Genomic DNA, 12281 nt, shown 5'->3' on the forward strand with positions numbered 1-12281 from the left:
CAGGATATCGTATCACTGCAATGAAGAGATCGTATCACTGGAGTGAAGAGATAAAGATGGCAGGACATCCGGAATTGAGGATGTGGCAACTGTTTGTTTTACAGCAAATTGTTATAGAAAAATGGATATAAAGCTAGAAAAGAAACCTTGGTATGTGCGCTACCGCTACCGCCTGGCGGCAGGTATAGTCGTAGCGGGCGGGCTTGTTTATGCAACGGTGCTTGCTTCCGGTCCGCGCAGGCTGCGCATTGATCCGGAATCGGTGCAGGTGGCCGAAGTGAAAAACGATGAGTTTCTGGAGTATGTAGATGTGGAAGGAGTGGTTCACCCCATTCTTACCCTCATGGTCAACGTGCGCGAGAGCGGCAATGTGGAACGCATTGTTGCGGAAGAGGGGAGTCTGATGAAACAGGGCGACACCATACTCACGCTGACCAACCCCGATCTGATGCGCGATCTGGAAGACCAGCGCGACGAGTGGGAAAAACAGCGCATCTCGTATGAGGAAAAGACCATTGAAATGGAGCAGAAGACACTCACGCTCAAGCAGCAGGCACTGGAGGCGGAATACGAGCTGAGCAAAATCAGAAAGAGTTTCGCGCTCGAAGAAGAAGAATACAGGATGGGCGTCCGGAGCAAGGCGCAGCTGGAGGTATCGGCCGACGAATACCGCTACAAACTGGAGTCGACTCGCCTCAAGCTGCAAGGGCTGAAAAGCGATTCGGTTATGACGGCAATCCGCAAAGAGCTGCTGCTCAACGACAGGGAATGGGAACGGAAAAAGTGGGAGCGTTCGCTGGGCAGGACGGAAGATCTGGTGGTGCGCGCTCCCGTCGACGGGCAGCTGAGCTTCGTGAAGGTGACGCCCGGCCAGCAGGTGGCTTCCGGCGAGAACATCGCCGAGGTGAAGGTGCTGGACCAGTTCAAGATTCATGTTGCACTGAGCGAATACTACGTCGACCGGATAACGGCAGGGCTCCCCGCTTCGGTGACTTATCAGGGCAGGCGTTATCCGCTCCGTGTGAGCAAGGTGGTGCCGGAAGTGAAGGACCGCACCTTCGATGTCGACCTGGTGTTTACCGGAGCCATGCCCGACAACGTGCGGCTGGGCAAAAGCTTCCGCGTGCAGATCGAACTGGGCCAGCCCGAAAAGGCTGTGGTGATTCCGTGCGGCAACTTCTATCAGCAGACGGGAGGCAACTGGATATTCAAGCTGGATGCCGACCGCACCAGGGCGGTGAAGGTTCCGATAACCATCAGCCGCCAAAATCCCCGCCAATATGAAATAACCGAAGGTTTGCAGCCTGGAGATTGGGTTATTACCACGGGATATGATAACTTTGGCGATGCCGAAGAATTGGTGTTTTGAAGAAGAAGTTAAAGAAGCTATATGAAGACATTACGATACGCATTGCGTCATCTGACGCGCGCCAGGGCCTATACCCTCATCAGCTTGTCGGGGCTGGCGTTCAGCCTGGCTTGCAGCATCATCTTGCTGCGCTACATCCACCGCGAACTTACGGTGGACGCTAATTGCATTCATCCGGAAACGGTGGTGTTGCCGCTGGCAGACGTGCACGGCAATTGGTGTCCCAGTGCCCGAATGTATATGGATTCGGTTTATCTTGCCGACGGGCAGGTAACGGAACGCTGCCTGGTTGTTCCCAATGAGCGTACACATATTTTGTATGAGAACCGCACTTACAATGCCGATATGCTGGCGGTAGATTCTACCTTCTTCCGTTTCTTCGCTTATCCGGTAGTGGCGGGGACTGTGGCGATGCAAGGCAGTCAGGGAGGCATCCTTACCCGCAAGTTTGCCGAACAACTGTTCGGACGGGAGAATCCTCTTGGAAAGGTGCTGGTTTACGATGGCATATCTGTTGTCGTGCAAGGAGTGATAGACAGCCCTTCCAATAAAACCGTTTGGCAATTCGACGTGTTGGTTTCCCGCGGTTTGCAGGATTGGAGCCGGATGAGTATCGAAATGGTCCGCGTATTGCCGGGTGTCGGTTTGGATGCGATAAACAAGGTGAGCGGCATTTATCGCGATACGAAATATTCCGGTCCTATGCGTTACCGGTTTATTCCTTGGAAACAGTTTTATTTCGATCCTTCCATTGTCGTGGAGAAATCGTTGATGAACCACGGCGACAAGTCTTACCTGCTGATTTTGTCGGGAGTGATAATCTTGTTGTTGGCGGTAGGCATCTTGAACTTTATCAATCTCTATATGGTGACGCTGGTGAAGCGTTGGCGCGAATATGGCATCAAGAAGGTGTTGGGGCTGAAGCGTTCTTCGCTTTTCGTGGAAATCTGGCTGGAAAATTTCGCGCTGGTATTTGCCTCGCTCTTCGTGGCATGGGTGCTGATAGAGGTTACAGCAGTTCCGGTAGAGCGTTTGTTGGGAGAGCCGGTAAGCTACACTTGGTTCGACGGATGGCTGTCGTCGGGCGTTCTTGTGGCATTGCCTTTGCTCACTTCGGCTTATCCTTATATCAAGTACGGTTATCGTTCGCCTGTCGTTTCCATGCGCAATGTGCCGGTGCGCTATTCCGTTGCCTCACGTGCGGTGTTGCTGGGCATCCAGTATGTCTTTACGGTGGTGCTTGTAGTCTTGTCTGTCTATTTCAACCGTCATTTTGATTTCTTGATCAATACGCCTCCGGGGTTCCGCACGGAAGGAATATTGGAGGCAGATCTGCAGAAAGAAAACTGGAATTACGGGAATGAAACGGACGAGCGGAGAAAATCACGTAACGAGCGTATCGAAAGGATCCGGAAGGCATTGGACGAGTGTCCGTACATTGATTCGTGGATATGCAGTTCGTTTAATGAAATCACTTCTGAAGTTCAAATAAATTATTTTAATGAAAAGGATAAAAAGGTAGCGGTGAAGGCATTGTTTGTTCCTGCAGCTTTTTTTGATTTTTACGGATTGAAAGTGCTTGATGGCGACTTGCCGGATGAGATACGTGACGTAACCCGTAGCGAGATAGCATTGAACGAGGAAGCCATGAAACTATTCGGCTATGCCGATAGGGAAGAAGCGTTTGTCAGGGCCGAAACTCCTATTTGGATGTTTTTTGGAGCTGATGGCAGTGTAAAGAAGGGTGGGTTGGAACTGATGCCCGTTGCGGCGGTAATTGCCGATTGCTATTTCGGTAAGTTGACCGGTGGCGTACAGCCCATTGTTTATGTCATAAGTGGAGGATACGAACGTGGCAAGATTTCCATCGCCGTACACCCGGGCAAGGAAAAAGAGCTGCTGGCGTACCTGCGCCGCACGGTGAAGGAAATCTACGGAACCGAAGAGTTCGACCATGCATGGCTTTCGGATGTGGTGAAAGAACAGTATGCCCACGACCGCAAGATAGCTACGGTCTATTCGGTGTTCGCCTTTATCGCCATCGTGGTGTCGTGCATGGGGCTGTTCGGCATCTCGCTCTTCGACATCCGCAGGCGTTACCGTGAAATCGCTATCCGCAAGGTGAACGGCGCTACCTTGGCTGGCCTTTATTGGCTGCTTGGCGGAAAATACCTGAAAGTGCTGCTTGCTTCGTTTGCGGCGGCGGTTCCGCTGGCCTGGTTCATTATCAGCCGTTACACCGAGAGCTTTGTGCTGAAGGCACCGCTTTCGGCATGGATATTCATCGTGGCGTTGCTGCTGGTAGGGCTGATTTCGTTGGGCACGCTCTGGTGGCAGGTGGGCAAGGCGGCGCGCATCAATCCGGCAGAGGTGATGAGGTCGGAAAACAACTGACGGGAAGCCTGCAGATGTAGGGCGTTGTGTATGATCATAAAACTTAAAAAACTCATAAACTAAAATGATACGGCATTATTTGAAAATAGCGGTACGGAATCTGTGGAAGTACAAGGTGCAGAGCGCGATTGGCATCGTGGGGCTGGCGGTATGTTTGTTGTGCTTCAGCATTTGCCTGTATGTATGTCGGCTGATGTGGGCAACCGACCAATGCTTCCCTCAGAAAGAGCGTATTGGCGAGATTGCGATGAAGGAACCCCAAGGAGCGACAGATTTGGCTGGAGTGCCTCCGGAACTGATAGATAAGTTGCGTATCCTGAACGGGATGGAAGCAGAAGCCTTTACATACCTGGGGTATCCTGGCTATCGTTCGTTTGAGATAGAAGTGAAGCCCGACGAGATGTTGCCGTTCGACCCGATGCTATGTATGGAAGTAGATACGTGTTTCCGTCAAGTATTCGGTGTGGATGTGCTGGCGGGTTCGTGGCAAGCTGCCGTGCATACGCCTAATGCGGTCATCTTGTCGGAAACCTTTGCGCGGCGCATCTATGGCAACCGCTTGCAGGATGCCATCGGAAAGCGTTTGTGCACCACGTTGAGGTTCGCCTTTGCGGGTGCGAACAGTGGCATCGGCTATACCGTGCAGGCGGTGATGGCAGATATTCCTTCCAATAATAGTTTTACGTATATGCAGTCTCTCGCCATGCTGGTGTTGAATGATAGCGATGGGAGGCTGCAATGGAAGGGAAAGGACGTGACGGGAGGTATGGGTTATGTATTGCTGAAAGGAGGGGAAGATAGCCGGAAGGAACTGGAAGCAGACCTTCGCACCAAGGGATTGGGTTTGCAGATGTTCGGCAGGGAGTTCGATGTGCATGTCCGTCCTTTAGGTTATGCCTATTGGAAGTACGGTGGTACGATGTATATCGTGTGGATTGCCGGCATTATCGGGAGCTTGGTGCTTTTGGTGGGGTTGCTCAATTTCTTTTATTTTCAGGTGGGGACTTTCTTGGCACGCAGCGGCGAGTACAGTCTCCGGCGAGTATTCGGGGGAGGCAACGCACATCTGTTGGGGCAATTATTTGTTCAGGCGGCACTGACGGTGCTGATAGCTTTCCTGTTGGTCTTTGTCCTGATAGAGTTGTTGGCACCCGTATTGCACATCGTTGTGATGAACTTTGAACTTGCTGTTGATGTCCAAGTATTGCAATACCAGTGTGCCCAATATCTGCTGCTGGTGCTGGCAGGCAGCTTGGGTGTATGCTTGTTTACTGTGGCACGTACACGTCGGATAAATATCCAGACAGGCATCCGCGGCATAAGTATCGGACGGGGTAAGCATCGGGTGCGCAACATCATGCTTGCCATCCAGTATTTCATTTGTTGGATATTTGTCACCTTGTCTTTCGCACTCTATCTGCAGGCAGATAAAACCACATCGGCACTCTTCGGTACGTTGACCCGTCAGGAGAAAAGCAGGATATTGAGCATCCCCTTGGATTACCCGTTTATGGAGCAGGCGGAAAAGCTTGCCTTGATAGAGCGCATGAAACAATGTGCCGGGGTGGAAGATTGCCTGTTGTCAGACGTTGATTATACACAGGGTGCCTCCGGCAATGTGTTCTATATCCAGCCGGATTCCCGGCGCGATAAGGAGGAAACTCCGGTCAATATTCTTTCCGTACCTCCAAACTTTTTCCGGTTTATGCATATTCCCATGCTGCAAGGCAAAATACCCGATACCGGCAACGAACTGGTGATAGATCAGGCTTTCGCACAGGAGCTGCGCACAAAGTTTCAGCAGGTGCCTTTAGGCACTACGCTTTACGGGTATTACAACGAAGGCTATAAAGTGACCGGAATAAGCAGTTCTTTTGTAACGGATGCATACAGAGGGGCGTTTGCTGAGAAAGGATATGTATTCCAGCTTGCCGATTTTCGTCAGTATGTGGGGCACTGTTACCTGAAATGCCATGCAGGACAGACAGACGAAGTGCGCGTGTATGTTTACGGACTATTGCGGCAAGCCTTGCCTCATACGATAGAACCTCGCATCACTACTTTTCTGGATGACATTGAAGCGCAACAGGGGATAGAAAGCATGCTGAAAGGCGTCATTCTCTTTTTGGCAGCGGTATGTGTGACCCTTACGCTTTTAGGGGTTTATGCGGCCATAACGGTTGATACGGAGAGCCGCTGCAAGGAAGTTGCCGTCCGCAAGGTGCATGGTGCAAGCGCAAGGCAGATCATGTGGCTTTTTGCCCGCACCTATATCGGGATAGGCGGGATGACGGCTCTTCTGGTTTTTCCGCTGCTTTATGGATTCATGAGATACTGGGGGCAGATGTACCGTATCTTTTTTCAGTATGGAGCCTGGTTCTGGATAAGCGTGTTTCTGTTTGTGGCCGCGGTTACAACCCTGACGGTTGTGACCCGCATTGTATGCATTGCCCGCATCAGTCCGGCAGAAATGATAAAGAAAGAATAAAAAACGGAGTATGATGATACGACATTATTTGAAAATAGCGGTACGGAATCTGTGGAAGTATAAGGTGCAGAGCATGATTTCTGCTTTATGTCTGGCTGTGGGCATTGTCGTGTTCAGTCTGGCATATCTGTTTGTCGACCGTATGGCAGACGCTTACAGCAGATTGCCGGAACACGAACGGTATGTCCGCATCATGGCATTCACTAAAGAAACGGGGGGTGACATGCCGTTTGCTCTGGCGGATGTGGACGAACTGCTTTTCCGTACGGAAGGAATACTGGATTCGGTTTCCGTCCACTCCGCTACAATGCGCACGGATGCGGATGTCATCGGAAAAGACGGGAGCAGCCTGCCGTATATTGTACGGTATAAAGTGACGAACAGTTCCTTTTTCCGTTATTTCAACCTGCCGCTGCTGTATGGAAATTTTCTGCCGAAGTCGGCGGATGAGATTGTTGTTTCGTCTGAGTTTGCTGAAAGGATAGCCCGGGGAGGAAGTCCCATAGGTATGGTTGTGCGCCTTGCTTCCTTCATGCCGGAAAACGGAATAAGGGATTACCGGATAGTGAACGTGGCGGATGTGCCTAAAGACGGACTGAATCTGGATGCGGATTGTTATTTCCCGCTTGAGCTGCAGCCGTATGCCTGGCTGCAGGTTCATGCTTTCATTCCGGAAGGGCAAATGCTGTCCGGTCTGGACGAAACGTTGAAACGGCTAGCGTGGGACAAGGAAGGAAAGACGGTGACAGTTGACGCTTCGCCGGTAAGCGGGCAGACGAATACGGTAATCGCGAAGATTTTGGCTCTCCTTCTCGCTTCCCTGATTCTGGTGTCGGGACTGATCACTTTCCTGAAGTTCACTTTCCAGATGTTTTATGCCCGCCAGCATGAGCTGGCCCTGCGCAAAAGTATGGGATCAGACATGAAGGGCGTATTTTGTCTGCTTTTTGTCGAAGTGTTCTGCATGTTGTCTTTTGCTTTCCTGCTGTCGCAGGTCTTGCTTGAAGGCTTGCAGCTGTTGGTTTCCCGCTTTCCGTTTTTGCCCGAAGAAAACATGGGCTGGTTTGTGCTGGAAGACTGTTATCTGGTGCAGGGCGGACTTTATCTTGCGGTTCTTTTCATCTGTCTGTTCATTGTCGCTTGTCCGGTGTGGCGTGTACGCCGGGTGAATCTTGTCAATCGGATCCGTACAAACGGGCGGAGGCATGGATTCCGCTGTGTGATGATTTGCATACAGTTGTTTGTGTCCATGGGATTCCTCGGAGCTGTGATTATTGTCCGGCTGTCGTATGATGAACTGGGAAGCCGGCTGTATTATCCTTCGGGAAAGGTAGAGGAAAACCGGATCATTGCAATAGACATGACTACGGCTGTTATCCGGAATAACTGGGACGCAATACATGCGGAAATCAACCGTATGCCGGAAATTGAAGGGCAGACCTCCCTCAATGAGGATTCTGATGACGGAATGCTTTCTTACAGATTCATCACTTTCATGAAGCAGGACAGTACGGAAGTCAGGCTCAAGGTGATGGCCGGCAATCCGAACTATTTCAGTTTTTTCCATATCCCCCTGCAAGGAAAGGCATTGGAAACGGAAACCGAAGGGTTTGTCTACGTCAGCAGAAGCGTTGCGGAGCTTATGCGGCATGAGCATGTAAAGGGGATGATCAGGCTGGACGGCAAGGCATATCAGATAGCCGGAGTTTATGAAGAACTGTACAAGAATGTAACGGGAAACAGTCGTATTGCAGGTTCTGTCTTTTTCCCGGCACAGGATTTCAAGACCTGGCTGCTGAAAGTTGCCTCCGGGCAGGATGCGGATAAAGTGATGGGGAAGGTAAAAGCGGTCTGCCAGAAGCATGTTCCATACACTTTGCCCTTGGACGTATATAAGTTCGGCAGCCGGAGCGTATATTCGATGATGGATACGCTTGAAGCGGTGATGTGGATATTGGCTGCGGTCAGTCTGATGCTGGTGATACTCAGTATGTATTCTTCCATTTCGATGGACGCTGTAACCCGCCGGAAAGAAGTGGCCATCCGGAAAATCAACGGAGCTTCGTACAGGGATATTGCCATGTTATTTGCCAAGTCATACATAACGATGTTTCTGCTCATGTATCTGTTGGTTTATCCGCTGCTGAAACTGGCTATGGCCAATCTGTTGGAAGGATCTTCACTGAAATCTGTGTATGGATGGGAGTGGGGCGTTATTCTGTTTGCGGTCATGGCTTTGTTGACTGCGATGGCGATAGGGTGGCAGATAATAAAGCTGATGCGGATAAATCCGGCCGATACGATAAAAAAAGAATAAGCCATAGAGATAAGTAGATGTTGAGAATCAGTTTATACAAAACCGGTCTGTTCAGAAACGCAGGCTAACACGGACTTTCTCAGATTATTGTGCTGATTATCTGCATTAATCTGCGAAAATCTGTGCTTCTAATGATATTATTTAATTTTGCGCACTTATATTATGATTAAAACAGTAAATTTGCAGAAAGTGTTCCGCACGGATGAGGTGGAAACTTGGGCGTTGCACAATGTGAGTATTGAAGTGAAAGAAGGCGAGTTTGTGGCGGTTATGGGTCCTTCGGGGTGTGGCAAGTCGACCTTGCTGAATATTCTGGGACTGCTGGACAATCCGACCGGCGGAGCATATTGCCTGAACGGTGTGGAGGTGTCGAAATACACCGAGTCGCAGCGTACGTCGCTTCGCAAGGGAGTCATCGGTTTTGTGTTCCAGAGTTTCAATCTGATTGACGAACTGAACGTGTACGAAAATATCGAACTGCCCTTGCTTTATATGGGCATACCGGCGGCCGAGCGTAAGCGCAGAGTGGAAGAGGCTATGGATCGTATGGCAATAGCTCACCGTTCCAGGCATTTCCCGCAACAGCTTTCGGGAGGACAGCAGCAGCGTGTGGCGATTGCCCGTGCGGTGGTGGCCAATCCCAAACTGATTCTTGCCGATGAGCCGACCGGCAACCTGGATTCGAAGAACGGCAAGGAAGTGATGGACCTGCTTACCAGACTGAACAAGGAGGGGGCCACCATCGTGATGGTAACTCATTCGCAGCACGATGCCAGCTATGCCGACCGCATCATTAACCTGTTCGACGGACAGGTCGTGACTGAAGTAATGATATGACTGATTTATTAAATAAGTGTAAACAATGAAAATCAACTGTACATTTGTGGCATCGCTTTTGCCGGCCTTGATGCTGACGGCTTGCCATACGGGACCGAAGACTGTGGATTTCCCGCTGATTGAGAGTGCCAACACAACAACGCTCGACATTGCCAAAGTCGAGCTGAACGACACCGCTACGGTAGTGCATGTCAATGCGTATTTCCGGCCGCACTATTGGATTCGTATCGATTCGAAGACGTATCTTCGTGCAGAAGGTGAGAAATATGCGCTGACCGATGCGCAAGGCATCACGCCCGATTCGCTGTTCTGGATGCCCGAGTCGGGAGAGGCTTCTTTCATGCTTTTCTTCCAGCCCTTGCCCAAGCGGACACGTTCGTTTGATTTTATCGAGTCGGACTGTGCTGATTGCTTTAAGCTGTTCGGCGTAGATCTGACGGGGAAGGAAACCTATGACATTCCTGAAGGCATTCCTGCCGAAGCTTTGAAGCTGGATGGTAATGCTCCGATGCCTGAACCTGTTTTCAAGAGCGGTGAAACTACGCTCGAGGTGCGACTGCTTCATCATCGGAAAGAATTGGGAACGGAGCAGAATATATATGTAAACACCTTGAATGGCGTGCAAGAGGAATATACTGCTCCCGTTGATTCGGCAACGCATACGGCAATATTCAAATTCCGGCAATATGGCCCGGCTGAGGTTTTGTTGCCCATGACCGGAAGCATACAGGTGGCTCCCGGGGAACATGCTGTTGTTTATATAGACCAGCGGGGCAGTGGACAGCGTATCGTATCCCGCCGTAAAGGAGCGGTTGCAAAACCTTTCAGATCCCTTTATGCCGAAGGCACGTATGCCAGTCTGAACAATCTGATCTCCAGCCGGACGGATTGGCCTGTATGGTCTATGAACCTTTATAACGGCAAGTTTGCAGATTACAGGATGACATCGAAAGCCTATGCTGCACACGTTACCGATACTTATAAGGCTTTGTCGGACAGCATTGCAGCCGATAGCCTGCCGCCGCTTATGAAAGCATGGATGCAGTTGTCATTGCAGGAAGAAGCCGTTGCGGCGATGCTGGGCGGCAATTACTTCCGCGAACATAATTACCGGTGTATGCACAATGAATGGAACCGCAATCCGATAAAGGGCATTGAACCGATGAAGCCGGAAGACCAGGCGGAGATCTGCAAGCTGTTTGATGTGAATAATCCGCAGCTTCTGATGGGAGCGCAAGTTTCTGATTATGTCGGGAATGTCGTATATTCGGATGGAGCATGGATGGAAACGGCCGGAATACGGACGGGACTGATTCCTTCTCTGAGAAAATATGTGCTTCTTGTTGACAAGGTTCAAAAAGGCACTTTGACGCAAGCCGACCTGAAAGTCTTTGGTCCGGAAGATTCTGCTTTTTATGTCGAGGCATTGGAAGCGATGCAGAAAGACATTGCCGCGAAGCTAGAAGCCGTAAAAGACAAGGCGGTTATCGAGCACACTCCCGATGTACCTGTAAAAGACTTGTTCGATGCCATTGTGGCTCCTTATAAGGGCAAGGTTGTGTTTGTGGATTTCTGGAACACGTGGTGCGGGCCTTGCCGTGCCTCGATCAAGGCAATCGAGCCTCTGAAAGACACGGAACTGAAGAGTGACAGGCTGGTATGGATTTATATAGCCAATGAAACATCGCCTGTTGTAAAGTATAAGACCATGATTCCCGGCATCAAGGGCAAACATTTCCGTTTGAATGACGAGCAATGGAACTATCTTTGCAAGAAATTCCACATAGATGGCATTCCTTCCTACGTATTGGTAGACAAGGACGGCTCATACAGTTTGCGCAACGATTTGCGCGATCATAACCGCCTGGTGAAAACGCTGGCGGAGAAAGTGGGACAGTAGCTTGTGGTACATAAATCAAGCGAACAGGTCTGACAATCGGAACGGATTGCACGGCATGGACAGACAGACCCGTGCAATCCTGTGATGAAAAGCAATGTCAGAAGTCAATGCCTTCAGGTATGGTGCTTTCGATGCGTTTCTCTATGCTGTCGGGCACTTTAGAGAAGAAATCCAGACCTGTAGCTTCTTCTACCTGGTCTACTGTTACCATGTAGTTCTTCAGATGCTGGTGATGTGCCTTGTTTTCAAAAAGGAATCCCATGGCAATCGGATTTTTCCGGTTGTAGATCAGTACCACTTTGAAGAAGCGGTCGGGGACAGCAACCTTGTGTTCTCCAATACGCTTAGGCGACTTTGTATCGTAAATAGGTCCGCAGGCGATGTAGACCGTCCCGTATTTCTCCGCCCATTTGCGGCAGCTCTCTTCCAGGTCGCCCCAGTCGTCCCGGTTCAGTTTCCGGTTTTGCGGACAGATGTTGCTCATATAAAATGACTCTTTCATCGCCTGTTTGCTCCATTTCATGTCGGCGGCAGGAGCCATGTGTCCGCGGTCGTATCCCGAATTGGTATAGTCGGACGTTACGACACGAGGCTCGGGCAGTTTCGGATCCGGCAGAAACTTGTTGGTACGCCCTTCGTCACCGGCAGTTTCCTTTCTTGTCAGTTCCCACGCCACCCAGTTCGGCGTTTTATAGACATCATTGTATGATACGGTGTAGCCCACGTGCCCGATTACAATTTCATTCCGTTTCCTGATTGTCTTCGGGATTTCCAGTTGCAGGGAGAAGCCGTCATCTCCCGCTTCTGTTCCAGCGTTTTCGGCAGTGCCGGTTTTATTCTCTATAGCCTTAGCCGTTTCGGGCGTGAACACTTTCTCTCCGTTCTGGTGGATGTAGAGTGCCCCGACAATAACCGCCGCCAGCAGAATGAATCCTTTTAGGCCTCCTCCAGATTGCTTTTTGTTCTTCCTTGCCAT

7 protein-coding genes are annotated in these 12281 nt (G+C 50.4%); 6 read left to right on the forward strand and 1 reads right to left on the reverse strand.

The window, feature by feature from the left end:
* Positions 1-121: 121 nt before the first annotated feature.
* The 6 genes from QUW60_RS08825 to QUW60_RS08850 all read left to right on the forward strand — a co-directional run bounded on the left by QUW60_RS08825 (position 122) and on the right by QUW60_RS08850 (position 11305).
* Positions 122-1369 (forward strand): efflux RND transporter periplasmic adaptor subunit, encoded by a 1248-nt coding sequence (locus tag QUW60_RS08825; RefSeq protein ID WP_289559929.1) that lies wholly within the window; start codon positions 122-124, stop codon positions 1367-1369.
* Between the two features lie 21 nt (positions 1370-1390).
* A complete protein-coding gene (locus QUW60_RS08830) occupies positions 1391-3763 on the forward strand; it encodes an ABC transporter permease (protein ID WP_289559931.1) in 2373 nt (790 codons plus the stop codon).
* 64 nt (positions 3764-3827) lie between these two features.
* Entirely contained in the window at positions 3828-6251 is a 2424-nt protein-coding gene (locus QUW60_RS08835; protein ID WP_289559933.1) for an ABC transporter permease, read from the forward strand.
* 10 nt (positions 6252-6261) lie between these two features.
* Positions 6262-8568 carry an ABC transporter permease gene (locus tag QUW60_RS08840; protein WP_289559935.1) on the forward strand — a complete coding sequence of 769 codons (2307 nt, stop codon included), beginning with the start codon at positions 6262-6264 and terminating at the stop codon, positions 8566-8568.
* A 162-nt stretch (positions 8569-8730) separates the two neighbouring features.
* On the forward strand, positions 8731-9405 hold the full coding sequence (locus tag QUW60_RS08845; RefSeq protein ID WP_289559937.1) for an ABC transporter ATP-binding protein: 675 nt from the start codon (positions 8731-8733) through the stop codon (positions 9403-9405).
* A 25-nt stretch (positions 9406-9430) separates the two neighbouring features.
* Positions 9431-11305 carry a TlpA family protein disulfide reductase gene (locus QUW60_RS08850; RefSeq protein WP_289559939.1) on the forward strand — a complete coding sequence of 625 codons (1875 nt, stop codon included), beginning with the start codon at positions 9431-9433 and terminating at the stop codon, positions 11303-11305.
* 97 nt (positions 11306-11402) lie between these two features.
* Here the strand turns inward: QUW60_RS08850 and QUW60_RS08855 are convergent, their stop codons facing one another.
* Positions 11403-12281, reverse strand: coding sequence for a DNA/RNA non-specific endonuclease (locus QUW60_RS08855; protein ID WP_258339317.1), 879 nt, complete (start codon positions 12279-12281; stop codon positions 11403-11405).

It is taken from the genome of Bacteroides gallinaceum, from assembly GCF_030373775.1.
GTDB classification, from domain to species: domain Bacteria; phylum Bacteroidota; class Bacteroidia; order Bacteroidales; family Bacteroidaceae; genus Phocaeicola; species Phocaeicola excrementipullorum.